Source organism: Flagellimonas aurea (assembly GCF_017313785.1).
Taxonomy (GTDB): Bacteria; Bacteroidota; Bacteroidia; order Flavobacteriales; family Flavobacteriaceae; genus Flagellimonas; species Flagellimonas aurea.
Genome location: NZ_JAFLNL010000005.1, coordinates 245,001 through 271,203 on the forward strand (window position 1 = coordinate 245,001; position 26,203 = coordinate 271,203).

27 protein-coding genes are annotated in these 26,203 nt (G+C 42.1%); 12 read left to right on the forward strand and 15 right to left on the reverse strand.

Features of this window, described 5'->3' with window-relative positions; translation table 11 throughout:
- Positions 1-15: 15 nt before the first annotated feature.
- The 4 genes from J0656_RS11120 to J0656_RS11135 form a co-directional block, all read right to left on the reverse strand.
- Positions 16-2,418: a sodium-translocating pyrophosphatase gene (locus J0656_RS11120; RefSeq protein WP_207033747.1), complete on the reverse strand. Its 2,403-nt coding sequence runs from the start codon at positions 2,416-2,418 to the stop codon at positions 16-18.
- A 116-nt stretch (positions 2,419-2,534) separates the two neighbouring features.
- Complete coding sequence (locus tag J0656_RS11125) at positions 2,535-3,062, reverse strand: inorganic diphosphatase (RefSeq protein ID WP_207033749.1); 528 nt, start codon at positions 3,060-3,062, stop codon at positions 2,535-2,537.
- 77 nt (positions 3,063-3,139) lie between these two features.
- Positions 3,140-5,635 carry a DUF5686 and carboxypeptidase-like regulatory domain-containing protein gene (locus tag J0656_RS11130; RefSeq protein ID WP_207033750.1) on the reverse strand — a complete coding sequence of 832 codons (2,496 nt, stop codon included), beginning with the start codon at positions 5,633-5,635 and terminating at the stop codon, positions 3,140-3,142.
- A 162-nt stretch (positions 5,636-5,797) separates the two neighbouring features.
- Positions 5,798-6,775 (reverse strand): pyruvate dehydrogenase complex E1 component subunit beta, encoded by a 978-nt coding sequence (locus J0656_RS11135; RefSeq protein WP_176621206.1) that lies wholly within the window; start codon positions 6,773-6,775, stop codon positions 5,798-5,800.
- A 168-nt stretch (positions 6,776-6,943) separates the two neighbouring features.
- Between J0656_RS11135 and J0656_RS11140 the strand changes: the two genes are divergently transcribed.
- The 6 genes from J0656_RS11140 to J0656_RS11165 all read left to right on the forward strand — a co-directional run bounded on the left by J0656_RS11140 (position 6,944) and on the right by J0656_RS11165 (position 13,282).
- Positions 6,944-7,690 (forward strand): electron transfer flavoprotein subunit beta/FixA family protein, encoded by a 747-nt coding sequence (locus tag J0656_RS11140; protein ID WP_207033752.1) that lies wholly within the window; start codon positions 6,944-6,946, stop codon positions 7,688-7,690.
- A 16-nt stretch (positions 7,691-7,706) separates the two neighbouring features.
- Positions 7,707-8,675 carry an electron transfer flavoprotein subunit alpha/FixB family protein gene (locus J0656_RS11145; RefSeq protein ID WP_207033755.1) on the forward strand — a complete coding sequence of 323 codons (969 nt, stop codon included), beginning with the start codon at positions 7,707-7,709 and terminating at the stop codon, positions 8,673-8,675.
- An 89-nt stretch (positions 8,676-8,764) separates the two neighbouring features.
- Positions 8,765-9,394, forward strand: a complete 630-nt coding sequence (locus J0656_RS11150) for a bifunctional nuclease family protein (RefSeq protein ID WP_207033757.1) — start codon at positions 8,765-8,767, stop codon at positions 9,392-9,394.
- 12 nt (positions 9,395-9,406) lie between these two features.
- A complete protein-coding gene (locus J0656_RS11155) occupies positions 9,407-10,867 on the forward strand; it encodes a NupC/NupG family nucleoside CNT transporter (protein WP_207033759.1) in 1,461 nt (486 codons plus the stop codon).
- Between the two features lie 234 nt (positions 10,868-11,101).
- A complete protein-coding gene (locus J0656_RS11160; protein WP_207033760.1) occupies positions 11,102-11,926 on the forward strand; it encodes a thymidylate synthase in 825 nt (274 codons plus the stop codon).
- Between the two features lie 624 nt (positions 11,927-12,550).
- Positions 12,551-13,282, forward strand: coding sequence for an HNH endonuclease (locus J0656_RS11165; RefSeq protein ID WP_207033762.1), 732 nt, complete (start codon positions 12,551-12,553; stop codon positions 13,280-13,282).
- A 20-nt stretch (positions 13,283-13,302) separates the two neighbouring features.
- On the opposite strand, the gene J0656_RS11170 is transcribed toward J0656_RS11165, so the two are convergent.
- Positions 13,303-13,521 carry a hypothetical protein gene (locus J0656_RS11170; protein WP_207033764.1) on the reverse strand — a complete coding sequence of 73 codons (219 nt, stop codon included), beginning with the start codon at positions 13,519-13,521 and terminating at the stop codon, positions 13,303-13,305.
- Positions 13,522-13,721: 200 nt separating this feature from the next.
- Between J0656_RS11170 and J0656_RS11175 the strand changes: the two genes are divergently transcribed.
- The 4 genes from J0656_RS11175 to J0656_RS11190 are packed head-to-tail and all read left to right on the forward strand — an operon-like array spanning position 13,722 to position 15,389.
- A complete protein-coding gene (locus J0656_RS11175) occupies positions 13,722-13,940 on the forward strand; it encodes a hypothetical protein (RefSeq protein ID WP_207033765.1) in 219 nt (72 codons plus the stop codon).
- On the forward strand, positions 13,940-14,248 hold the full coding sequence (locus tag J0656_RS11180) for a type II toxin-antitoxin system RelE/ParE family toxin (protein ID WP_207033767.1): 309 nt from the start codon (positions 13,940-13,942) through the stop codon (positions 14,246-14,248). Before J0656_RS11175 ends, J0656_RS11180 begins: the two co-directional genes overlap by 1 nt.
- Before the next feature lie 13 nt (positions 14,249-14,261).
- A complete protein-coding gene (locus tag J0656_RS11185) occupies positions 14,262-14,687 on the forward strand; it encodes a Dabb family protein (RefSeq protein WP_207033769.1) in 426 nt (141 codons plus the stop codon).
- 45 nt (positions 14,688-14,732) lie between these two features.
- Positions 14,733-15,389, forward strand: coding sequence for an HAD family hydrolase (locus tag J0656_RS11190; protein ID WP_207033771.1), 657 nt, complete (start codon positions 14,733-14,735; stop codon positions 15,387-15,389).
- A 71-nt stretch (positions 15,390-15,460) separates the two neighbouring features.
- Here the strand turns inward: J0656_RS11190 and J0656_RS11195 are convergent, their stop codons facing one another.
- Entirely contained in the window at positions 15,461-15,757 is a 297-nt protein-coding gene (locus J0656_RS11195; protein WP_207033773.1) for an isoamylase early set domain-containing protein, read from the reverse strand.
- A gap of 141 nt (positions 15,758-15,898) precedes the next feature.
- Positions 15,899-16,990 (reverse strand): aminotransferase class V-fold PLP-dependent enzyme, encoded by a 1,092-nt coding sequence (locus J0656_RS11200; protein ID WP_207033776.1) that lies wholly within the window; start codon positions 16,988-16,990, stop codon positions 15,899-15,901.
- 54 nt (positions 16,991-17,044) lie between these two features.
- On the opposite strand from J0656_RS11200, the gene J0656_RS11205 reads away from it, so the two are divergent.
- Positions 17,045-17,437, forward strand: coding sequence for a 2TM domain-containing protein (locus J0656_RS11205; protein ID WP_207033777.1), 393 nt, complete (start codon positions 17,045-17,047; stop codon positions 17,435-17,437).
- Complete coding sequence (locus J0656_RS11210; protein ID WP_207033779.1) at positions 17,434-17,925, forward strand: dihydrofolate reductase; 492 nt, start codon at positions 17,434-17,436, stop codon at positions 17,923-17,925. The genes J0656_RS11205 and J0656_RS11210 overlap by 4 nt, the downstream gene beginning before the upstream one ends.
- A 3-nt stretch (positions 17,926-17,928) precedes the next feature.
- On the opposite strand, the gene murI is transcribed toward J0656_RS11210, so the two are convergent.
- From murI to J0656_RS11250, 8 genes are all read right to left on the reverse strand, one after another.
- Positions 17,929-18,708 carry a glutamate racemase gene (gene murI / locus J0656_RS11215; protein WP_207033781.1) on the reverse strand — a complete coding sequence of 260 codons (780 nt, stop codon included), beginning with the start codon at positions 18,706-18,708 and terminating at the stop codon, positions 17,929-17,931.
- 84 nt (positions 18,709-18,792) lie between these two features.
- Positions 18,793-19,302: an OmpH/Skp family outer membrane protein gene (locus J0656_RS11220; RefSeq protein WP_207033783.1), complete on the reverse strand. Its 510-nt coding sequence runs from the start codon at positions 19,300-19,302 to the stop codon at positions 18,793-18,795.
- Positions 19,303-19,351: 49 nt separating this feature from the next.
- Positions 19,352-20,173, reverse strand: a complete 822-nt coding sequence (locus J0656_RS11225; protein WP_207033786.1) for an OmpH/Skp family outer membrane protein — start codon at positions 20,171-20,173, stop codon at positions 19,352-19,354.
- A 277-nt stretch (positions 20,174-20,450) separates the two neighbouring features.
- Positions 20,451-23,087, reverse strand: coding sequence for a BamA/OMP85 family outer membrane protein (locus J0656_RS11230; RefSeq protein WP_207033788.1), 2,637 nt, complete (start codon positions 23,085-23,087; stop codon positions 20,451-20,453).
- Positions 23,059-23,799 carry an undecaprenyl pyrophosphate synthase gene (locus J0656_RS11235; protein WP_207033790.1) on the reverse strand — a complete coding sequence of 247 codons (741 nt, stop codon included), beginning with the start codon at positions 23,797-23,799 and terminating at the stop codon, positions 23,059-23,061. Before J0656_RS11235 ends, J0656_RS11230 begins: the two co-directional genes overlap by 29 nt.
- Position 23,800: 1 nt before the next feature.
- On the reverse strand, positions 23,801-24,484 hold the full coding sequence (porG, locus tag J0656_RS11240) for a type IX secretion system protein PorG (RefSeq protein WP_207033792.1): 684 nt from the start codon (positions 24,482-24,484) through the stop codon (positions 23,801-23,803).
- A gap of 112 nt (positions 24,485-24,596) precedes the next feature.
- Positions 24,597-25,478: an NAD kinase gene (locus tag J0656_RS11245; protein WP_207033794.1), complete on the reverse strand. Its 882-nt coding sequence runs from the start codon at positions 25,476-25,478 to the stop codon at positions 24,597-24,599.
- Position 25,479: 1 nt separating this feature from the next.
- Positions 25,480-26,136, reverse strand: a complete 657-nt coding sequence (locus J0656_RS11250; protein ID WP_207033796.1) for a CBS domain-containing protein — start codon at positions 26,134-26,136, stop codon at positions 25,480-25,482.
- Positions 26,137-26,203: the final 67 nt, after the last annotated feature.

Genomic DNA, 26,203 nt, shown 5'->3' on the forward strand with positions numbered 1-26,203 from the left:
TCAAAAAAGCGCGAGCTAATCCTTTGCCTCGGCACTCTTATATTCTTGTATTTTTTTCTCCAATTCTTCTTTGGAATCGGCCATAAGCTCTTCGGTCTCTTCAACAACCTCTCCGTTTTCATTCGTACTCGAGGTAACCACAGCTTTGTATTTGCCATCAGCAGTATTACTGATCTCGACCCTGATTTCCTTTTCAATTGCTCTGGTTTCTTTCATTCCCTCTTCAGTGATGGTAATCATGGTTCCATCTTCTTTACTGATACCAACTCCATCTGCCGGGGAAAGGCTTACCAAACTAGGTGCGATTACCAAAGCCACTACGGACATTAATTTAAGCAAAATATTTAAAGAAGGACCGGAAGTATCCTTAAAAGGATCACCTACGGTATCACCTACCACTGCGGCTTTATGTGCATCACTGCCTTTACGGCCTTCACTTTCGATGGTCTTTTTGGCATTATCCCATGCCCCACCCGCGTTGGATTGGAATATGGCCATGAGCACACCAGCGGTGGTCACCCCTGCCAAAAGTCCGCCCAACATCTCAGCACCGCCTATAAAACCAATCGCCACAGGAACGGCAATGGCCAACAATCCTGGCAATACCATCTCTTTTATGGAAGCCTGTGTTGAAATGGCCACACACTTTTCATATTCTGCCAAACCATCGGCAGCATCAAATATCTTTCTGTCCTCGGCAGTTGCTTTCGAAATATCGGAATCATACTTTCGCATCACCTCCAAAGCTGCTTTCAACTGTGGAATATCCCTGAACTGTCGACGCACCTCTTCGATCATGGCCATGGCAGCCCTACCTACGGCGTTCATGGAAAGCGCTGAAAATACAAATGGCAACATACCTCCGAGCAGGAGTCCGGCCATGATATCGGGTTGGGACACATCAATTGAGGTAACTCCGGCCGTTTTCATAAAGGCTGCAAAAAGCGCTAATGCGGTCAATGCAGCGGACGCAATGGCAAATCCTTTACCAATTGCTGCGGTAGTGTTTCCTACAGCATCCAATTTATCCGTTCTTTCGCGAACTTCGCTGGGAAGTTCCGCCATTTCGGCGATACCACCTGCGTTATCCGAAATAGGTCCGTAGGCATCAACAGCCAATTGGATACCGGTATTGGCCAACATTCCCACTGCGGCGATTGCAATTCCGTACAATCCTGCAAAATGATGGGAAACCAAAATGGCTGCGGCAATTAAAATAATAGGCACCGCTGTTGACATCATTCCTACTCCAAGACCGGCAATGATATTGGTTGCCGCTCCAGTTTCTGACTGTCGCACTATGGAATTCACAGGCTTTGTTCCGGTTCCTGTATAATATTCTGTTACTTTTCCGACTAGGAGTCCAGCTACCAGACCAGCAATAGTTGCCCAGAATACTCCCATGGAAGTAAATTCCTTTCCTCCTTCGACCCAAGATTCTGGCAGCATTCCTGTAATTATAAAGTAGGAAGCGATCAACATCAAACCTGCTGATCCAAATTCACCAATATTCAAGGCTGTCTGCGGATTACCACCATCCTTTACCCTTACAAAAAAGGTACCTATAATGGACATCACGATTCCCACCGCCGCCAATGCCAAAGGCAAGTACACGGCTCCAAGGCCATCGAACGCAGTTTGAAATTCAGGTAATCCAGCAAATACGGCGCCCAATACCATTGTACCAATAATGGATCCTACGTAAGATTCAAAAAGGTCAGCTCCCATACCGGCAACGTCCCCAACATTGTCCCCAACATTGTCGGCAATGGTTGCAGGGTTCAAAGGGTGGTCCTCGGGAATTCCCGCTTCGACCTTACCGACCAAATCGGCACCAACATCTGCTGCCTTTGTGTAGATACCTCCGCCCACACGGGCAAACAATGCTATGGATGAAGCCCCTAGCGAAAAACCGGAGAGCACGTTCAATACTTCGGCGATTTCCCAACCTTGACCACTATAGATCATGAAGAGTCCGCTCAGCCCCAATACTCCGAGACCGACAACACCGAGGCCCATAACTGCACCACCGGCGAAGGCTACTTCGAGTGCTTTGCCCAATGATGTTCTTGCTGCATTGGTTGTACGAACGTTGGCTTTAGTGGCAACCTTCATTCCAATAAACCCAGCGAGGGCGGAACAGATGGCCCCCACAATAAAGGAAACGGCCACCATACCATTGGAACCTGCTTCGTTACTTCCTTTAAAGAAGAGCAGCACGGCAACACAGACCACGAAAATGCTCAATATTTTATACTCGGCCTTTAAAAAGGACATTGCACCATCGGCAATATTCTTGGCAATTCTTGCCATTTTATCGGTACCGACCTCTTGTTTGGAAATCCACATGTTCTTGATAAATACATAAAGAAGGCCCAAGACACCAAATACAGGCAAAAATTTTACGATTAAATCCATAGGTTAGATAGTTTAGAATTTTTTAATGCCAGCTAATGTAGTAAAATACGAAGTAATAAAAAAAATGCGCCTTTAATTATTAAAAGCGCATTTTTTTAAAGTTATATTTATGTAATCTATATGGTATAAGCCCTTCTTTTTTTGTGGTCGCTATCTTCGTAGCGTTGAACACACTCATGATAGATTTGTATGGCCTCATTTACATCTCCCCATCCACCGGTATCTACCTTCTTCTCTTCCAAATCTTTATATACTTGAAAGAAATGTTCAATCTCTTTTAATCGGTGTGGATTCAATTCGCTGATATCGTCCCTTTTACTCCAGATAGGGTCAGAAACAGGAACACAGATGATTTTTTCATCCGGTCCTTTTTCATCGGTCATATGGAAAACCCCAACAGGTTTTACTTCTACAACAACCATGGGATATGTGGGTTCGGTACAAAGAACCAAAACGTCCAATGGGTCCCCGTCCAAGGCCAAGGTCTCTGGAATGAAACCATAGTCTCCAGGGTACATCATTGAAGAAAAAAGGGTTCTGTCAAATCGAATTTTGTTGAGGGTGAAGTCGTATTCGTACTTGTTCCTGCTACCTTTTGGAATTTCTACAAGTACATCGAAGGTAATACGTGGTTTTTTAGACATGTTAGTGATATAATTTATGCTGCAAAAATAACCAGTATTACTGGAATAGACCACATAATTCGCAGGTTTCCTTTGAATTAAAAATTAAACCCGAAGGTCCCTGTAATCCCAAAAGCACGTGCATCTGGATTTTCGAGGTAATTGCCACGGAAGTTGAAATCTATCCGAAGTATTTTAAAAATATTGCCCACCCCTAAAGAATATTCCCAATACACCTGATCCTCCGGTGCCATTAAAGGAATGTTGGTAGGCGCGCTAAGTGCAATATTCTCTTCGGATAATTGTCCCCAAGCTCCTCTCACCCCCACTATCTCCCTTAGATTCAGCTTTCGCAACAATGGAATTCTTGAAAACAAACGACCGTTGAAGTTGTGTTCCAGATGCACGGTGGCGTACGTATCGGTCACAAATTCGTAGAAATCCAGATTGGGAAATACATTATAAAGTGAAAACAGGGTCTGGTTTCCCGGAATTACGCTCAAGAGCCCCAGCGGCACTGCTCCAAAGGTCTTCCCTAGTTCCACAGTACTTGTTAACCTACCAAAACCTCCTATTTGCCATGGTTGCTGATAGGAAAATTGGATTTTCTCGTAATCGAAATCGCTTTCCAGAAACCCATCCACACCTTTGGTATATTTTAATACAAGTGTGCTATAATCATCATTGATATTAGATCGTTCCACGCCATAACCAATAGTCCGTTTACCAGGGGTATAGATCAATGTGGTAGTAAGGTCGAACTGTTTTATTTCCGATGAAATTCCTGAAGGTGAGTTTGGATCTACATAATCCAGGCTAAAAGCATCCGGCAATGCCGAACTGAGGGTTCTGAACGAGCCACCAACATCAATTCTAAAATTCTTCACAGGTTCCATTTCCACGTTCAATGTGGAAAGATTGATATTGGTCAAACGGTCATTTGAACCTACCGTTACCAGTGATGATGAAGCAATGCTCCTTCCCATCACATCGTTGGTACTGGTTAAGCTTAACCCCAATTGCTCTATATCCCGTCTATTTCCTCCTGAAATGATCAAACGGTTCTTTCGATCCAGCAAAAACTTTCCTGAAAATCCGTGCTTAAACTTTTTATCGTTGAAACCATAGGCCATATATCCTTCCAATCGCCAAAGATCATTCTGTCCAAAATAGGTCCGGGCACCGCCCCTCAGCCGAACACCTTCGGCATCATTATAACCAAAAGTGCTGTATATATCCCCGATGTCGATATTCCATTTATCGATTTCGACGTAACCCGACCCTAGAATACTGACAATATCGTAGTAGGTTCGGAACTTGGGCACTGTTTTTAAGGTATCCAATAATTTGAAAATTCCCGATTCGTTCTCGTTCAAACGCTCTAGACGGGCATTTTCCCAAAAAATACTATCCTGCGAGAACACCCGCGGGTCGTATGGATCGGAAACGGCCTTGTAAAAATCTTCGGACCGTGGATTGTTAAAGTTATAATTGTCAAAAACGGTGGTACGTTTCCCGTAGACACCTCGAGATTCTTCTTTTTTGGAAAAACTGAAATCGCTCAGCATGTAATCACGTTTCAATAAAAAAACCGAATCGTTGACCACTTCGAAATCCTGCTCAATATAAATCTCCTTTACCCAGTTAATATTGGCACTTTTGGTGACCTGTAGATTAATTTTTTTGATGGCGAAGGTGGTGTCGTTTACCCAAAAGTCACCTTTAAAGGTTAACTCGTTCTTGCGACGTGGGTAATAAATAATATTGTAGCACCACTTATCATCAATATAGGTACTATCGGACAGCACATAGTTATAGACATCTATCCCTGTTTTGGACAACGGACTGGTAAAGCTCTTGTCAAAAAACTTGAGGTAATTATTGTAGATATCGTAATCAGAATAGAGGTCCTCAACAAAGGCGGTTATGGCTTGGTTCCCACTGAATCCCGAGTTTTTATTACCCAGCACATCTTCCTTTTCCCTATCGAGTACATTATCTCCATACACTTTGGAGAATGACTCGCTCAAGAACATGGGCAGATAAGTTTTTCCTGTGATTCGAGACGTATCCAGGTCTTCGAACATAAATTCGAGCCCTTTGAATAGCTTGCTTTTGATCAAAGCGCTATCGATAGTGTTCAGATCAAACTCAATTTTCTCATATTTATCATATTGGTACTGCTTGAATTTGCGCACCCCGTTCTCCCGCTTCTTCGCCCAAATCTTGCGTAAAATATCTATGGCCGGGTTGTTCTTTTTGGATTGTTTTCCGGTATAGACCACCACTTCCTGAAGCTGTTCGGCAGATTCGGTCAGCACAATTTCCATATTGTAGTTCACCTTTTGCCCCAACGGAATCTCCTTGGTCTCATATCCGATAAAGGACACTTTGATGGCATCATAGGTCTCATCGGATTCCATATAAAACCTACCATTGTCGTTGGTAATGGTTCCCTCGGAAGAGTTTACAAAAATGATGTTGGCAAAGGCAATCGGCATTCCCGTGTCATCGGAAACTATCCCTTCTATTTTGGTCTGCGCACTGACACAAACTGTAAAAATCAGGAAAAAAACAGAAAAGAATCTTTTCATAGGCAAGTATGTGGGACATTGTGGAACAGCACAACTGCTAGTTCCCATTCAACTCAGGTCAAATTTGGTTCAAAGTAATTTCTAATCAAAAAAATGTTCCCTAAATAATATAGCCCCGTCAATAAAATTGACGGGGCTAATATACCTCAAAATATATTTCTATTACTTATATAACACTTTCTTAACAGCTTTAATGACATCTTCGTGGTTCGGCAACCACTCCGCCAAAAGTACTGGAGAGTATGGTGCAGGGGTATCCGCTGTGTTCAATTTCACGATAGGCGCATCCAAATAGTCGAAAGCTTTGTCCTGTACGTGATAGATAATTTCGGTGGCCACATTACCAAAAGGCCAAGCTTCCTCCAAAATCACCATTCTGTTGGTTTTTTTAACCGAAGTAAGAATTGCATCATGATCCATGGGACGAACCGTTCTCAAATCTATGATTTCACAGCTTATGCCCTCTTTTTCCAACTCATCCGCCGCCTTATAGGCTTCTTTGATGATTTTTCCAAAGGAAACTATGGTCACATCGGTACCTTCTCTTTTGATATCGGCAACCCCCAATGGGATAGTGTACTCTCCTTCGGGCACCTCACCCTTGTCACCGTACATTTGCTCTGATTCCATGAAAATTACCGGGTCGTCATCACGGATGGCCGATTTCAACAAACCTTTTGCATCCGCTGGGTTTGAAGGAACCACAACTTTAAGTCCTGGAGTGTTTGCAAACCAGCTTTCAAAAGCTTGGGAGTGCGTAGCGGCCAACTGTCCTGCTGAAGCCGTAGGACCTCTAAATACTATAGGGCAATTGAACTGACCACCGGACATCTGACGAATTTTGGCAGCGTTGTTTATAATTTGGTCAATCCCCACTAAGGAGAAGTTGAACGTCATAAATTCTATAATGGGCCTATTGCCGTTCATTGCAGAACCAACACCGATACCGGCAAAACCAAGTTCTGAAATTGGGGTGTCCAATACACGCTCCGGTCCAAACTCATCCAACATGCCTTTGGAAGCCTTATAAGCACCGTTGTACTCGGCTACCTCCTCGCCCATCAGATAAATGGTATCATCCCTTCGCATTTCTTCGGACATAGCCTCGGCTATTGCCTCCCTAAACTGTAATGTTTTCATTGAATCGTACTAAATGTTTATAGTCTGCTTAAAAACGCAAGCAAAAATAGCAAAAACTACCCGAAACTTGCCTGACGAAAATCCAAAAAAAGAACAAAATTTATTATGCATGCATAATAAATTTAGGATTTTTATATTTATATTTGAACAGATAAACCTAAAGTATATATGAAGATTTTAGTTTGCATTAGCAACGTACCGGATACTACTTCCAAAATCAATTTTACGGAAGGCGATACCCAGTTTGACACAAACGGGGTTCAATTTGTTATTAATCCAAATGATGAATTCGGACTCACCCGTGCCATGTGGTTCAAGGAAAAACAAGGCGCAACGGTCCATGTGGTAAATGTTGGCGGTGCCCAAACGGAGCCGACCATCAGAAAAGCGTTGGCCATTGGTGCCGATGAAGCGATTCGGGTAAATGCCGAGCCGAAAGACGGTTTCTTTGTGGCACAGCAATTGGCCGAAGTGGTCAAAAATGGTGAGTACGACCTCATTATCGCAGGTAGGGAATCCATCGACTACAATGGCGGTATGGTTCCCGGAATACTCGCAACCTTATTGGATATGAATTTTGTGAATACCTGTATCGGTCTCGAAATCGATGGTGATACCGCAACCGCAACCCGTGAAATCGATGGTGGTAAGGAAAAAATCAGCACATCGCTTCCACTAGTGATTGGTGGTCAAAAAGGATTGGTAGAGGAAAGTGACCTTCGCATCCCGAATATGAGAGGTATAATGATGGCCCGTAAAAAAGCATTGAACGTGGTAGAACCCGTTGAAGCCGCTCAACCTACCCAAGACCAAAAATTTGAAAAACCTGCAGCCAAGGGACCAGTTAAGTTGGTCGATGCCGGCAACGTGGGAGAATTGGTAGAACTACTGCACAACGAAGCAAAAGTTATCTAAACAAGATCAAGAAATTATGTCAGTATTAGTATATACAGAATCCCTAAAGGGAAAATTCAAAAAAAATGCCTTCGAAGCGGCCTCTTACGCACATAAAGTGGCCCAAGATTTAGGCACAACCGTAACAGCGGTCTCTTTCAATGCCGAGGACGATGCCTCATTGGGAACCTACGGGGTATCCAAAGTTTTGAGGGTATCAGACGGCTCATTGGCAACTTTTAACGCAAAAGCCTATGCTGAAGTGTTGGCCGAGGCTGCAAAAGCAGAGGGCGCTAAAGTAATTATATTGAGTTCCAGTGCGGACAGCAAGTTTTTGGCACCTATCCTAACTGCTAAATTAACTGCCGGATACGTACCAAACGTAGTGGCTGCACCAGAAAGCACCTCTCCATTTGTAGTAAAGCGCACCGCTTTCAGTAATAAAGGGTTCGCCATGACCGAGATTTCGTCGGATGTAAAGATTATAGGAGTTTCCAGCAACGCATTTGGTGTTGCTGAAAACAATATATCTGCTTCGGTGGAAGATTTTGGCCCATCATTGAGCGACAAGGCCTTTGCCGTTAAATCGGTGGAAGTAGATCGTGTGGTCGGAAAAGCAACCATTGCCGATGCGGATATCGTTGTCTCCGGTGGTCGAGGACTAAAAGGGCCCGAAAATTGGGGCATGGTCGAAGAACTGGCCGATGTTTTGGGTGCAGCAACCGCATGCTCCAAACCAGTTTCGGATATGGGATGGCGCCCGCACAGTGAACACGTTGGCCAAACAGGTAAGCCAGTTGCAAGCAATCTGTACATTGCCATCGGAATTTCCGGGGCCATTCAGCATTTGGCAGGTATCAATGCCTCCAAAGTAAAAGTGGTCATCAACAATGATCCCGAAGCACCTTTCTTTAAGGCCGCTGATTACGGAATTGTAGGGGATGCCTTCGAAGTAGTGCCCGAACTCATCGAAAAATTAAAAGAATTTAAAGCCCAAAACACTTAAATTTTGTTAATTTGCCCATTGCAAGGGGCTGTTCAGATAACTGGTAAAGCCACTTATTTGGACGGCCCCTTTGCTTTAGGAGGAGATATATGAGTTTAGTACGATTAAAAATAAAGGGGATATCATACAGCCAAACACAAAATGGCGCATACGCCCTTATTTTAAATGAAGAGGAGGGAGACCGAAAGCTCCCCATAGTTATCGGAGCTTTTGAAGCACAGTCCATCGCCATTGCTTTGGAAAAAGAGATAAAACCGCCGAGGCCCTTGACCCATGATCTGTTCAAGAACTTTGCGGACAGGTTTAAAATTGTGATCAAACAAGTGATCATCCATAAATTGGTGGACGGTGTGTTTTATTCCAGTATTATCTGTGAACGCGATAACGACGAAGAAATCATCGATGCCCGCACCAGCGATGCGATTGCACTTGCACTGCGGTTCAATGCTCCTATTTTCACCTACAAGACCATTTTGGACAAAGCCGGTATTTTCCTAAAATTTTCTTCCAAAGAGAAAGAAGAGGACGAGGACGACAGCATTATGGTCGACGAAATCCTTCAAGAAGGAGAAGCCGTGGAGTTAGAATCAGGTTCCGATACCCACGGGTACAGACAAATGTCCCTACAAGAACTTCATAAAGAATTGGATAATGCAGTGGCCAGCGAAGACTACGAAAAGGCCGCCAAATTGAGGGATGAAATTTCCAAGCGCAAATAATCAACAACATACATGGCGAAAAAGACCCAAAGTTTACTGATACTTTTACTCCTTTGTTCGGTCGCTTTCGGCCAAAATTCATTGCCCGCGGATTCCCTTAATGTAGCCATTGGCTCCACCATTACGGAGAACATTGCTGCGCAGCAAACCGCTGAAATTATTCCCAATCAAGGTTTCACTATTACCACATTGCTCCGTGGGGCGTTGGGAATGGCCGTCCTTATATTGATATCATTTTTGTTCAGTTCCAATAGAAAAGCCATCAATTGGAAAACCGTCGGAATAGGACTTTCCCTGCAAGTGTTGATAGCCATCGGGGTCCTCAAAGTCCCTTTTGTACAATATATTTTTGAACAGGTAGGAAGCATCTTTGTAAGCATACTGGATTTTACCCGTGCCGGAAGCCAATTCCTGTTTGAAGGATTGGTCGTGGACATGGACACCTTTGGTTACATATTTGCCTTCCAAGTATTGCCCACCATTATATTTTTCTCCGCTTTGACCTCGGTCCTATATTATTTAGGTGTGATTCAAGTGGTCGTAAAATGGATGGCTTGGTTGCTTTCCAAAAGTTTGGGCATATCGGGAGCGGAGAGTCTTTCCGTAGCGGGAAACATCTTTTTGGGCCAGACCGAAGCCCCCTTGCTTATCAAGGCCTATTTGGAAAAAATGAACAAATCGGAAATCCTTTTGGTGATGATCGGCGGAATGGCTACCGTAGCCGGAGCTGTTTTGGCCGCTTACATTGGATTTTTAGGGGGCGATGACCCAGAACTTCGCTTGGTCTTCGCCAAGCACCTTTTGGCAGCATCCGTAATGGCAGCACCTGGGGCCATTGTTATCTCAAAAATATTGTATCCACAGACCGAGAAGGTCAATACAGATGTGGAGGTTTCTTCCGAAAAAATAGGCGCCAACATTCTGGACGCCATTGCCAATGGAACCACCGAAGGTCTTAAACTCGCCTTGAACGTAGGTGCTATGCTTCTGGTTTTCGTGGCATTTATTGCCATGATCAACGGAATCTTGGGCTGGGTAGGCGATCTTACTACTTTCAATAATTGGATAGCCGCCAATTCCCCGTACACCGAATTTTCCCTGGAAGCCATTCTAGGAACCATATTCGCCCCGCTTATGTGGTTGATAGGTGTTGCCAATGAAGACATTATGCTCATGGGGCAACTGCTCGGGATAAAACTGGCCGCAAGCGAGTTCGTCGGGTACATTCAATTGGCCGATCTTAAAAATGTGGCAAGCGGAGTTCATTTCACTTACAACAAATCGGTAATCATGGCCACGTACATGCTGTGTGGCTTTGCCAACTTTGCCTCCATCGGTATTCAAATTGGAGGTATAGGGTCATTGGCGCCCGGTCAACGTAAAACACTTTCCTCTTTTGGAATGAAGGCGGTTTTGGGCGGGTCATTGGCTTCATTGTTATCCGCGACCATTGCTGGGACCATTTTAGGGTAACCCTTCACCCCCTCACAGTTAATAAACTCTTCATAAGTCTTTTGCCTTTTTGTTTCCAAAAAACACTTATTGAAGTAATTTCGATGGATTGATTTTTTGTCATATCGAGCTGTTACCCTGAGCGTAGTCGAAGGGATGTCGAGATGACCAAAGTTTAATCGGATAAGATTTCTCGATACAATTTTCCGCTAGCGGAAAACCACTCGAAATGACATTAGTAACGGAACAGACAGCATGAAACAGTACCACGACCTTTTAAAGCACGTATTGGAGCACGGGAACCAAAAAGGTGACCGCACGGGAACAGGAACCTTGAGCGTTTTTGGCTACCAGATGCGGTTCGACCTTTCCGAAGGATTCCCGATGGTAACGACCAAAAAACTGCACCTTAAATCCATTATCCATGAACTGTTATGGTTTTTAAAGGGGGACACCAATATTGCCTATTTGCAGGAAAACGGCGTGCGTATCTGGAACGAGTGGGCCGATGAAAATGGCGATCTTGGCCCAGTATACGGACATCAATGGCGCAATTGGAACAGCGAGGAAATCGACCAGATCAAGGAAGTTATCGAAACCTTGAAGAACAACCCCAATAGCCGCAGGATGCTGGTTTCCGCTTGGAACCCCAGCGTACTGCCCAATACATCGATATCTTTTTCCGAAAATGTGGCGAACGGTAAGGCCGCTCTCCCACCCTGCCATGCCTTTTTCCAGTTTTATGTGGCGGATGGTAAACTTTCTTGCCAATTGTACCAACGTAGTGCGGACATCTTTTTGGGAGTGCCCTTTAATATTGCTTCCTACGCCTTGTTTACTTTAATGATGGCCCAAGTTTGCGGCTACCAACCTGGCGACTTTATCCACACCTTTGGTGATGCCCATATCTACAACAACCATATGGAGCAGGTGGAACTGCAATTGAGCCGTGACCCACGCCCCTTGCCCACCATGAAATTGAACCCCGAAGTAAAGGATATTTTTGACTTTACCTTTGATGATTTTGAGCTATTGAACTATGACCCACATCCTCATATTAAAGGGGTGGTTGCGGTGTGAATTTAATGGGAAGTAATTTGAAAAGACACAATTAACTTGCATTAATGCACTATTGATTCTTATTTATTGAAAAATACAGTTTGGTTTAAACTGAAATCCTTTACAACTGATGAAATGTGAATATAAAGAGATGACACGAGAAGTGTTTATGCAATTCTTTCGCGATGACGAAAAGCTGAACACTCTTACTGTGGATGACAGAGTTGAGATTTTCATGCATATATTACCTGGAGGTTCTGATATAACGAAAAGTCTTTTGAACGAATTAATCTGTGATTACCAAGTTCATAACCTAAAAATAAGCCAAATTAAATAATGACAAATTCAGGTGTTTGGACAAGAGAAAAACAATTGCAGCATTTAATGTTTACTGTAAAATTCCATTCATATAGTAACAATACAGATCCTAAAATAATCAAATATGCCAGTATTATAGGTCGTTAACCATGCGCATTGAACATGAAGGTTGACAATTTTGGCTGAATAGATCCTGAACAACTGACCACATCCGCATCTCAAAGGAGTGGTTGCGATATTGAACTCATAGTGTTAATTAGTTTTTCATAGATTTGAGGACATAGCTAGAGTTACTTTTAGTAATTTGGGTTGTATATAAAACCTCATATGAAACCTCCTAAATGGCATCGAGATGAAATCATTCTCGCTCTCGACCTATATCACAATATTGAGTCAAGAGAAATGGACAGTAAAAACCCCAAAGTAATTGCTGTTTCCGAAATACTAAACAAACTTCCAATCCACAAAGAAAGAATAGACAGCACGAAGTTTAGAAATCCAAATGGCGTATCCATGAAACTAAACAACTTTAAGGCAATTGACCCAAAATATGAGGGCAAAGGAATGGATAGATATAGCAAGTTGGATGAAAAAATTTTCTTTGAATTTGAAGATGATGTAAATGGGTTACATAGAATCGCAAATCAAATAAAAAATACTGTTTCCAATTCAGAATTGACAGGAAACTTGTACCAAATTGATAATTACGAAGAAGATGACGAGCCAGAAGTAAAAGAAGGTAAAGTAATCTATAAATTACACAAGTATCGAGAACGCAATTCAAAGCTCAACAAAAAGAAAAAAGATGGCTATTTAAAAATTCATGGAAAATTGGATTGTGAAGTATGTGGATTTGATTTCTTTAAAATGTATGGTGAATTGGGAGAGGGATTTATAGAATGTCATCACAAAAAACCATTATCCGAAATAGAAGCAGAAACAATTACTAAAATGAATGATTTAGCTTTGGTCTGCGCCAATTGTCATAGAATGCTACACCGTAAACTAGACACTCTTAGTATTAGCGAATTAAAGAAACTAATTAAAATACGGCACTAGTTTGAGCCTAATGGCCCCTGCTACCGCGAGCCTCTTGGCTCGTGCCAATCACAACTCTTCAACACCGTACTTATACCCCGCAAAGCAGCGGCCACATTTTGGATTTCCCTTCTCAAAAAGACTCCTTCTTCCAAATAAAAAAGCATGTCAATTCCCAACTCCAATTCTTTGGCCAGATCTAAAGGAGATGCATAAGCATCTTCAAACAAGTCCAAAAATTTTCTCTCGCTTTCGGTCATGATTCAAATGTAATCTACTCAAACAAATAAAGCGTCACAACAAATTATGACTGTTCCATTCTTTCTGAGACAATTAAAAAGTGTGTGTTCTACCAATTAGAGCAAACCTAATACCGAGGACAACTACCACAAACGGAACTGGCAACACCGCACCCACATAATCCATTGAAAATCGTATCTTTGAGTTAAACGATAAAGTCATGGATTTAAAAGCATCCAAATTAGAATTGATACAGGCCATTTTAAAGGTGGACAATGCCAGCATCATCGAGAAAATGGCGAACATTCTCCGAAAAGAACAAGGGGATTTTTGGAACGAACTTTCCCCTGAACAGCAACAAGAGATAAAAAAAGGGTTGGCGGAACTTGATGAAGGAAAAAGAGTTTCTTATGATTCGTTTGTTAAGAAGATTTCCTGATGAAGGTATTTTTATCCAAGCTTGCTGAATCAAAACTTCTAAAACTAAACGATTATCTGATAGAAAACTGGGGAGTAAAAGCAAGAGACCAGTTCTTCCAAAAGTTCGATAAAAAGATGTCGCAAATCGCGTCTCAACCAAATAGTTGCCCAAAGTCCACTGAAATGATGGGACTCTACAAATGTGTTGTTACAAAACAATCTACCTGCTTCTATCGCATCTTGCCAGAAACCGATGAAATCGAAATTGTAACAGTATTTGATACCAGACAACATCCAAACACCTTAAAAACTGATTTAAACTTATAACCAAATTAATCCCATGAAACCCATCATCACCATATTTGCCGCATTGTTGTTCGCCAGTTGTGGCGAGCAAGCCAAAAAAGAAACCACCGAAAAAGAGGAAGAAAAGACCGTGAAAGAAACCAAAGCCATCGATTCACCAAAATTGCGCCACGTAGTATTGTTCAAATTTAAGGAGACCTCATCCGAAGAAGAAATACATCAAGTGGAAGAAGCCTTTAACGCCCTACCATCAAAAATTTCGGAAATAAAAGGATACGAGTGGGGCACAAACAACAGCCCGGAGAATTTGAACAAAGGGCTCACGCACTGCTACTTTTTGACGTTTGATAGCGAAGCTGACCGTGACACCTATCTCACCCACCCCGACCATGTGGCTTTTGGCGACATCGCCGGCCCGCACATTGCCGATGTAACGGTTGTGGATTACTGGACAGAATAGACAAACAGCCCTGGAGGGGTTGATAATTGAACAAACTTGAACTTTATGGCAATAAAAGGTGTAATATTTGATTTTAACGGTACCCTGTTTTTTGATACCCACTTGCATAATCAGGCTTGGGACATTTTTTTAAAGAAGCATTCCTTTGTGCTCACCGACGAAGAGAAAAACCTTAAAATCCATGGTAAAAACAATGCGGAGATCATGTCCAATCTGTTCTCCAAAAAACTATCAAAAGATGAAATAAACACCTTAAGTATAGAAAAAGAGGGTATCTACCAGTCGCTCTGTTTAAAAGAAAAAATGGAGTTGGCTCCCGGAGTTTTGGATCTTTTGGAATATCTAGACAAAAACCATATCCCGTTTACCATTGCAACTGCTTCTGACCTTTACAATCTGCAGTTCTATTTTGAACATTTGGAGCTAGAAAAATATTTTGACCTGGACCGAATCGTTTATAGCAATGGAAACATAAAAAGCAAGCCTGACCCCGAAATCTTTTTTAAAGCTATTGATGTTTTAGATATCGATGCCGGTGAAACATTGATTTTTGAAGATTCGACCTCAGGAATATTGGCAGCCGAAAATTCCAAGGCCAAAAAAATTATAATCGTTGATTCGGCCAAAAATGATTACAGCAAATGGAATTATGATGTAATCACTTCTTTTGATGAAGTTGACACCTCTATTTTTAAAAAATAGCTAGAAATACAGCTAAAAAAGAAAAGCCACCATCACAGTCCAGCGGAATCTGATGGCAGCTCAAAAATCATTTACACTTCCAATACGGCATTTTCGGTTCCGGCATAATCGTTCCATTGGTAACGATCGGCCTCACCATCGTTGGTATAGTTGCCGTCTACCAAATATCTAAACTCGTAGCTGTTCTCCACAGGTAGTTCGAACGTACCCTTAAAGGTTCCGTTCTTCAATTTCTTTAAGCCGCTCTTTTTGGGATTCCATTTATTGAAATCGCCAACTACCGCAACTGTCTCTGCCTCATCTGCAGGAACCGTGAAAGTTACCTTGCAAACAGGCTTGCTTTTTAGGTATTGTTTTTTAATTGCCATGGTACCAATTTTTTTTAATTCAGGTACAAAGCAATACATAAAACATCTTATTTACAATTAGTTATAATCGATTTATCAATTTGATAAAATCCACCTAACCGAAGGATTACTTTAGCAAATAAGATCCGTGTTTTTTACCAATTATGAGTTTGACCTCCAGCGTTTTATAAGTGTTGCAATAACATCTATTTCCTCCTCGGTATTGTAAAAATGAAAGCTCAAGCGGATGCCTCCCCCACGTGGTGAGGCCACCACATTTTCCTCAGTGAGTTTATTGAAGAGCTTATCTCCCTTAATATTGAATATGGTGCTGTGCTGCTTTCTTTTAGTGACCGAAGGCTCTAGCAAATCAAGCTCAGTAAAAGCGGCCATTGCCTTTTTTGATAGCTTTTGCAATTGCGCCTGCACATTCTCTGGACCTATTTCGTCCAAAAATTTCACGGCAAACTCCAAGCTCCCAAAATTGAGGGAATCCAAATGGCCAGGCTCCAGAAACTTACAGAACGTAATACTGTTCCGTTTGGAAGCATCATTGTTTACCGAACCATTCCCTATGCCCCTAAGCTCAAATTGGCCCATTACGGAGTCTTTTACCAAGAAAAAGCCGTTACCATAGCCGGCCAGCATCCATTTGTAGGCACTGGCTCCCAAAATATCGATTCCCGATGCTTCAAAATCGAACGGCTCCGTACCACAGTATTGTGTGCCATCGGCAAGAATCATCAGGTCGGGAAATTCCTTTTTCAAATCCTTCAAAAAGTCAAAGTCAATACGGACCCCATCTACCCATTGCACCAAACTGAGGGCGAGAATATCAATATCGCCCTTCTTGACCTTGGCATGGATACTTTCTTCCATATGTTCATCGGCATCCACATGGTCGAGTTCAAAACCTCTGGTCTCGAACGGCCAGTTGACACTTGGGTAATCCTTATTGACCAGCAATACTTTTTTATCCTTGGGCAATCCTTCCAACAACAAGTTAAACCCCAAGGTGAAATTAGGGACCAGGGCTACATTTTCGGCCTTGCAATTAAAAAATTTCCCCACTACCTTTTTTATTTCGGGCATATGGGCAAAGCCCTTATTTTTCATTTCACTGCCGCCAATCAAAAAGTCAAGATCGTGCCCTTGGCGCCACTCCATCAAATCTTCGCTCAACAGACCTGCGGATGCAGTATTGGCATAAACACAATGATTGAGTACGGGAAATTTTTTTCTTAGGTTTTGCATGTCGGGATTTTTGGATACAATTCAGTTATCTTTGTTGGTAAAGATAGCCATTCCATGTTGTCATTTGGTAAAAAGAAGACGTCCGAAATAGATTTACAGCAGCACGAACTTTTGGAGAATGCCCATAAGCGCACCAAACAAAAGAAACGATTGTTCTCGCATTTCGTGATTTTTTTGATCGGCAGTATTTTTTTGATTCTTGCCAATAAGGTACTCAAGTACGGGGAAGCCTACGATTGGTCCATTTGGATTGTATTGGCATGGGCTTTTTTGGTTGCCCTGCACACATTCAATGTTTTTGTTACACATAAATTTATGGGGCAAGATTGGGAACGCCAGCAACGCGAGCGATTGGTAAACCTTCAAAAAAAGCGTATCAGCGAAATCCAAAAGGAAATAGAAACAGACTTTCCGCTTTCCAAAATCAATAAAAAAAAAGATCAATGAGAAAATTGATCATTATTGCGGCCGCGGCCGAAAACAATGCCCTGGGCAAGGACAACGACTTGGTATGGCATTTACCGGACGACTTTAAACGTTTTAAAAGCTTGACCTCAGGCCATAAAATCATAATGGGCAGAAAAACCTTGGAGAGTTTCCCAAAGCCATTGCCCAACCGAACCCACATTGCCATTACAAGAGACGAGGATTACGTCCCGAAGTTCCCCTGCACCATTGTGCACTCATTGGCGGATGCGATTGCGCTGGTAGAGGACAACGAGACTGCTTTTATTATCGGGGGCGGAGAAATCTACAAGCAATCCATGGACCGTGCCACGGATATCGAATTGACAAGGGTTCACGGTACTTTTGAGGCAGATGCCTTTTTTCCAGAGATTGATGAAGAACAGTGGAAACTGGTAAAAGAAGAACATCACCCAAAGGATGATAGGCACGAATATGATTTTACCTACCTCACCTACAAAAGAAAATAGGATTTAAAAATCCATAGAAGATACCTGAGCAGTGGGGTCGTTGACCAAATCTTTCAAAACTTTTACATCGGTATTGGTGTAAAAAAGATGTTCAGGATTATCATTGACCTTGGTTAGCAAGTTATTCTGTTCCAAAACGGTCTTGGTCTGACGGGCCACGGCTTCGCCCGAATCTATGATATTGACATTGCTCGGCAATATTTCCTTCAAAATTGGAATAAGATAGGGATAGTGCGTACACCCCAGCACCAAACAATCTATATTCTCCTCGAGCATGGGATTCAGGAAAGTTACCAATAGGTTTCTCATCTCCGGGGAGTCAATCTCACCTGTTTCTATCAGCTCTACCAAACCCTTACCTTCTTGCTCCAAGACAGTGATTCCATCGGCAAAGAGTTTGGAAGTGTTATGGAACAAACTGCTGGAGAGGGTTCCCTTTGTAGCCAACACCCCAACTTTTTTTGTTTTGGTCTGAAGGGCCGCTGGTTTTATGGCGGGCTCTATTCCAATAAACGGAACATCGTAATGTGAACGGAGATAATCTATAGCGTTTGTTGTGGCGGTGTTACAGGCCACTACAATGATTTTACAGCCCGAACTGAGCAAATACTCCGTATTCTTGATACTGAGTCTTAAAATCTCTTCTTTTGACTTTTCACCATACGGGGCATTGGCACTATCCGCCAAATAAATGGTGTTTTCATTAGGGAGCATTTTGGCCACCTCTTTCCAAATGGAGGTGCCTCCTACTCCTGAGTCAAAAATTCCTATTGGTTTTGGCATACTTAAAAATAGTGGCTTAAATTTTTATGGCATAAAAAAACCGCTTTAAAAAAAGCGGTTTACTATTTTATTTGAAAGTAAGGTTTAGAAACCTAGTTCCTTTTTTACTTCGGCCAAAAGGTCCGGGCCTTTGGATACGATCAAGCTCAATCCTGGGCTTGCATCGATTACGTAATCGTAACCCTTTGCCGCTGCCACTTTCTCGATTGCTGCTTTTGCCTTTTCAGAAATAGGTGCAAACAATTCTTGTTGTTTCTTTTGCATTTCTTGCATAGCTGCTTGCTCCGCTTCTTGGATATTCTGTTGGAAACCTTGTAGTTCAACAGCTCTTTGCTCGTTTTCTTCCCTTGTTTTGGAAGTTGCTTCGTTTTCGTATTGTGTGTACTTGTTTTGAAGCTCGGTCATAGAGCTTTGGATATCCGCTCTGTAAGTTTCTTGTAATTTCTTCAATTCAGCTTGTGCAGCCTTCATCTCCGGCATATCAGACAATAATTGCTGCACATTGATGTGTGCAATCTTGCTCTGAGCATTTACAAAACCAGTAGCCGCAACAAACAATACTAGGGCTACAGCGATTCTTTTTACATTTTTCATGATTCTCAACGTTACTTTTTTGACTTTAAATTTAGTGTTTCAATATAATCTATCCTATTGAATCCTTTTGTTGTTCTTGCGCTTTTTTTCGCTCTTCCAATTTGGCTTTTCGCTGGGCTTCGCGCTCTTCCAATAATTTTCTCCTTCGTTCTTCGTACGCTTTCTTGCGTTCTTCCCTTTCTTTTAATTTTTCGGCTCTGCGTTCCTCTGCTGCTTTCTCCCTTTCTTCAAGGGCCTCTTCGGCCTGCTCTTGTCTTTCCCTGAGCGCATCGCTTATTTCGTCCTCCTCTTCCTGGAACTGCTCCAAACGGCTTTGTTCCTCTTGTTTTTTGTTTGATGCACTTATTTTTCTTGTGCGTCCTATCTCCCTTAAAACCAAGTCACTTATGTCGTGTCTTTTTTCGGAGTACAACATTACAACATCTGCGGATTTATCAAAAATAAAATCGTATCTTTTATTGGTACCGATTTTTTGTACTTCATTGAAAACCTGATCCTGTATCGGCTGTATCAACAATTGTTTCTGTAGCACCAAATCCCCTTGAGGTCCAAAACGGTCTTGTTGATAGTCCAACATTTCCTTTTCCAATAACTGTATCTCTTCTTCCCTCTCCAAAATCAGTTCGTCGGTCAAGAGCACTTTTTCCGCCATCAAATCTTTTTTCATTTGTTCGACAACGCTTTGCTTCAGTTCGATTTCCTGCTTCCACTTTTGGGCCTTGTCGTTCAACTGCTTTGTGGCATCCCTGTACTCTTCCACATTTTCGAGGATATACTCCATATCCACATAACCTATACGAACGCCCCGTTGGGAAAATCCATAAAAGGATGTCATCAAAACGACTAATGTTAAAAGAACTTTGGTATTCATCTTTGATTCCGCATTTTACATAGAAAATATCGTGCCAAAATTACTAATTTATTCAAAATGAACTATTTGAAAAAAATAATAAAGAGGCGTTTTCCATAAATTAAAACTGCTGCCCGATGATGAAGTCCGTTTACCGATTACTTGCCCCATATTGAACCCTGATTTTGCCATTACATTTAGCTTTTCATCAGAATTGATTCCAGAGAGTATAGATACCGGCCCAAAAATATGTAGCCCCACTCCGGCAGATCTTTTTAACTGAAACGGATTAAAGTCATTAAAATTGTTGTCCAATGATAAAGTGTGTCTGCCAACCACTAGGCCCAGCATTTGGTCTAACGTTATCTGCATCAAAACCATATCCAAAATCAATCCCCAAAAGACCGAACGCCGGCATAAAGATCCTTAAACCTGCACCTGCCGACCTTTTTAGCTCAAATGGGTTGAGGTCCTGAAAGTTATTGAACGCGTTACCTGCTTCCAAAAACGTTTGTACATAAATGGACGCCGATGGTTTTAAGGTCAACGGATATCGCAGCTCCATGGAGTACTTATTGTAGATGACCCCGCCTTCTTGCTGCGCCCTCTCCCTAATCGGGTTATATACCGAAAAGGCCAACGAACTGTTCTCGTAACCTCTGAGCTGCACTACATCACGACCGTCCAAACTAAAGTTTCCAAGACCATCGCCCCCAACATAGAAACGTTCAAAAGGTACATCCCCTATATCATTATTATAAGACCCCAAGAAACCGAACTCGGCATTGGTACGCAATACCAGTTTATCCACAATATTGGTGTACCAATCCCCTTTAAACTTCACCTTATAGAACTCCAACCATCTAAAACGTTCCTTCTCTATATCCCGTATTTCATTGGCCTCCATGGTGGTCAAAGATCTTTCTCGAGAAATCTCAGTCAACTCTTCCCTACGCTCCTTTAGCGATTTAAAATCTTTGTTGCCAAAGAGCGAATAAGGCGGTGTGAATTTTGCCGTTAACTCAAAATTGGAACCGGTCATCGGGAAAATTCTACTGGGACCTTGGGAACTTCTGGAAATACCAAAAGTGTATGTCAATGAATTGGAGCTACCGTTACCAAAGTTAAATAGTCCCAAATCATAATCATCAAACTTATAATATTGATAACCCACGGAATGGGAAATCGTAAAGAAATCATCCGGCCATTGAACTCTTTTCGCCAAACCGGCAGACACTCCCGTAATGGAGAACCCACGATCTTTCTGTACATCCAATCTACCATTTTGATCATATCCGGTAGCAAACTGTTGTGTTCTGGACAGCGACATGTTAAACCTTACCGGTTTTTTACCACCCAACCATGGCTCGGAGAAGTTCAAGCTATAGACACGGAAGGTCCTACTGGCCTGCAAACGCAGGGCAAAGGTTTGTCCGTCCCCCATTGGTACGGGTTTGTATGCTTCCTTGTTGAAAATGTTCTTTAAAGAGAAGTTGCTGAAGGAAAGTCCCAACGTACCAATGAAACCTCCACCACCAAAACCACCTTGGAGCTCAATTTGGCTGGAACCGGATTCCACCAAGCTATAGTTCACATCCACCGTTCCCGCATTAGGGTCTGGGTTTTGGATATCCGGTACAATTTGTTCCGCATCAAAAAATCCTAGCTGACCTAATTCCCTGATTGTTCTAACAATATTGGACTTGCTATATTTTTGACCTGGCCTTGTTCTGATTTCCCTGTAAATTACATGGTCATTGGTCTTGTCGTTACCAGAAACCGTTACGTGATCCAAGAAGGTTTCTTTTCCTTCTATGATTCGTATTTCAAAATCGATGGTATCATTAACAGCAGAAACCTCAACTGGGTTGATACTAGAGAACAGATACCCATTATTTTGATATAGGTTCGTTAGATCGGCCGCATCTGGATCGGAATCGTCAGCGATACGCTTTTTCAACATTACACCATTATAGGTATCTCCTTTTTTGATTCCGAGCACCTGACTCAACATTCTATCCGTATAAACGGAGTTACCGACAAAATCGATTTCACCGAAATAGTACTTGTCGCCTTCTTCTACCTGAATCGTAAGCTCAATGTTCTTCTCGTCCAGTTTCACAAAGGTATCCGATAGCACGCGGGCATCCCTATACCCCCTTTCCGCATAGGTGTCGATTAAGTTGTCGAGGTCTTCTTGATATTCCGCCTCAATGTATTTGGATTTTTTCCAAAAACGATAAAACTTTTTCTTTTTGGTTTTCTTCAGGGATTTGCGGAGCCTTTTGTCCGATAGTTTTTCGTTGCCAACAAAGTTGATGTCCTTAATTTTTACCTTATCACCTTTATTTACATTGATGACCATGTTCTGTACATTGGTACCTGTGGTATCGGCCGTTGTGGCGATACTTACCTTGGCATTCAAGAATCCTTGTTTTTTGTACTTGTTCTGAAGATAGTTCTTGGTATTGGCAATCAAACTCTCGGTGATTTTCTTTCCTTTCTTAAGGTCGGTATCATCGATAATATCCTCAACCTTACGTTTTTTTACACCATATACGGTCACGTTGTTCAAGGTAGGCCTTTCGGTAATGCTCAGTTCCAAAAATATTTTATCGTCTTCAATGTTGGTGTAGAACATTTCCACATTGCTGAACAAATCCAAGTTCCACAACTTTTTGATCACTGCACTTATTTCATCGCCGGGCACCTTAATGGGCTGCCCTACCCGCAAACCGGTGTAGCTCTTCACAGTCTGCTCGTTGTAGCTCTGTAAGCCAGTTACGGTCAACCCTCCCAAAATGTATTGCTTGCCTTCTTCAAAATCGGTCTCTTGGGCAATACCTTGGGCTGAAAATAAAAATAGTGGGATAATAAGGGTTGAAAGGATGATGTTTTTGATACCCTTAGTTAAGTTGTTCGCTCGTTTTTCCAAATCGTCGTTCTCTGTTTTGATAACTTAATATGGCCTCTACCAAATGGTGCTCTCTAAAGTCGGGCCAAAATACATCAATAAAATATAATTCGGCGTATGCTATCTGCCAAAGTAAAAAATTACTTATCCTACATTCGCCGCTTGTGCGTATAAGTAGGTCTACATCAGGCAAAAAGTGCGCGTAAAGATGTGTATTTATAACTGTTTCGTCAATATTTTCAGGGGAAATTATGTTATTTTTAACTTTGACCGCAATCTCTTGGACCGCTGTTTTTATCTCCTCCCGCGAGCCATAGCTCAATGCCAGCGTAAGTGTCATACCCGAATTATTTTCGGTTTTTGACATCACTTCGGTAAGTTCCTTATAGACTTTTTTGGGCAGTGTATCGATTTTTCCGATGGCCTTCAACCTAATATTATGCTTGTTCAAGGTCTTCAACTCTCTTTTAAGAGCGTTTACCAAAAGCTTCATTAGCGTGTCTATCTCGGTCTTTGGTCGGTTCCAATTTTCTGTGGAAAAAGCGTATAGCGTTAAAAAAGGAATCTGGAGCTTTGCGCAGCTCTCCACGGTTTGGTTGACGGATTCTACCCCGTTCTCGTGCCCGAACATACGGAGTTTCCCTCGTTGTTTTGCCCATCTACCATTACCATCCATAATAATGGCTACGTGCTGCGGTAGTTTTTCTTTGTCTACGTCCTCTAGTGTGTGCATTTTATTGAAAACAATCCTGGCAAGGTTTACGTCCAAAGGTATACGTTAATGTAAAACCTGTAAAGACGTACCAGTCGTCGCTCAATATATTCCCGAATCGGAATTGCTCAAAATTGGAACCTTCTGGGTTACTTGCGTCCAAATTGTCCGTAAAAGTATATCTGGCCCCAATTTCGGCTCCAAGAATCAAGAATTGATTTAAACGATACTTAGCCCCAACCGTCATTGGAATTGCAAAACTACCGTCTTTTTGGTTAATATCCTGCATTTGAAGGGCATCAATGTAATTAAAATCATATCTGAAGTAGGTTACACCCGTGTACAAGTAAGGCGTGAAGGCGGGTCCGAGCTTATGAAGATTGTATTCAACAAAGTTGATTTCGAGCCCTGCGGAGAACTCCAAAATGGAATTATCCACCACATATCCCCTTTGCTGTCTGGATTGCATGTGGGATTTATTGTCATCGGCAGTAACTTCACCATAAAGCACACTGGCCCTCCAAGCGTAGCGTTTTCCCTTGTTCCATTTGAATATTCCACCAAAAGCAGGGCCTGATGGCAGTATGTAATTGGTCCTCCCCACATCGCCTATCATATTGGCACCACCGGCAAATACTCCTATCTCATAGGTCTGTGCGCCCATATTCATCACACAGCATAGAAAAACAGCCAAAACTATCCGCATACTATCCAAAAAGTTACAAGAATTAAGAGTAAAGGAAGGTCTATAGACAAATGTTTAATATTGCTTTCCCTTGTAAAACAGTTTTTCGCTCCTTTTATTGTTTTTGATGGTATCAATTCCGTCTATCTTCCCCCCAAAGCAATTTGTTGCGTAAAGTTTTCAGAAAACTTTCGGATTTGTACTCTATCATTTTGATGGTAAAACCTGCTTTTTTGATACGGATTTCCTTGCCGTTTGAGATATCGGCAATCCTTGAATCCAAAGAAACCAAATGGGTCTGCTCCCTACCTGAAACCTTCAATCTAATCTGCGTTGTATCGGAAATCACGAGCGGACGAGCATTGAGGTTATGCGGCGCAATGGGCGTGAGTACCAAAGACTTCGCCGAAGGGGCAATTACTGGACCACCACAGCTCAAGGAGTATCCGGTTGACCCCGTAGGCGTGGAAACAATCAATCCGTCAGACCAGTACGAGGTTAAATATTCGTCATCCAACCAAGTTTCCACGGTAATCATGGAAGTAGTATCCTTTCGACTAACGGTTATTTCGTTCAATGCAAAATTGAGCCCGTTGAACTCCTCTAGTTCCGAATTGAGCTCTACTTCCACCAAGCTACGCTCTTCAACGGTATAATGTCCAGCTTCGAACTCGGTGACGAGTTTGCGAACATTTTCTTTTTTAAAGGTGGACAGAAAACCCAATCGTCCTGTATTGACCCCTACAATGGGAATACCGTAGTCCTTTATATAGGTAACGGCGCGCAACATGGTTCCATCGCCACCAAAGCTCACGAACATATCAAATGAAGAATCCAATCCTTTGGATTGGTTGAACGTACCCTTAACCTGTGTTTTGGTAATGGTGGCCACGAGTTTATTAAAGTCCTCCTCTACATAAACCGCTGCATCCAACTTCTTAAGTTCGTCCAAAAGCTCCTCTACGCAAAGCTGGTCCTCCTTTTGAAAAGACAGACCGAATATGGCTACTTTCATACTAAACGTTAAGATATTTTTCCAGATAGTCGGAACGTTGTTTCAAATCTTCTATAAATTGGTCATCACTGTTTCCGAAGACAATGGTATAGTTGTACCGTCTAAAGGTTTGGGCCACCTCGTTCAAACTCTGCGTTCCCACCTTTAAGGTAATCTCAACGATATCGTTCTGTGAATCAGTGATAAATGCTCCCAACAAACGGGCATTATTACCTTCAACAATTTGTGCTATCTCACTAAAAGAATAATCCTTGATACCGATGGAGACCACCAAAATAGCACCCGGTTCCTTAAAGAAGGGAGTATCAATAAATACATCCACCACATCTTCAAGATCGTAATATCCAATAATCAAACGGTCTTCGTCCAGCACCGGAAGCACATTGGCCTCGTTTCTGGAGAACATTTCCAAAACATCCAACCAAGCCGTTTCCTTTCCCACAAAAAAATCCTCCATCTCAAACCTAAAATCATCGACCTTTTTTTCAGGCTCAAAACAGGCCAGGTCATTTTCTGACAACAATCCCAAGTACAGACCGTTCTCGGTTACTCCAACATGGGAATATGTAGTCTCTTCAAAAAACTTGATAACGTCCTTCAAAGTTTCCGAAACCTCAAAAATGGGAATCGTATTGATTATTTTGTCTTGGATGTACATAACAAATCTATTAGGTGCAAAATACTAATTTAAAATGGCAAAAGGCATGCCGAATTCTTATTTTTGA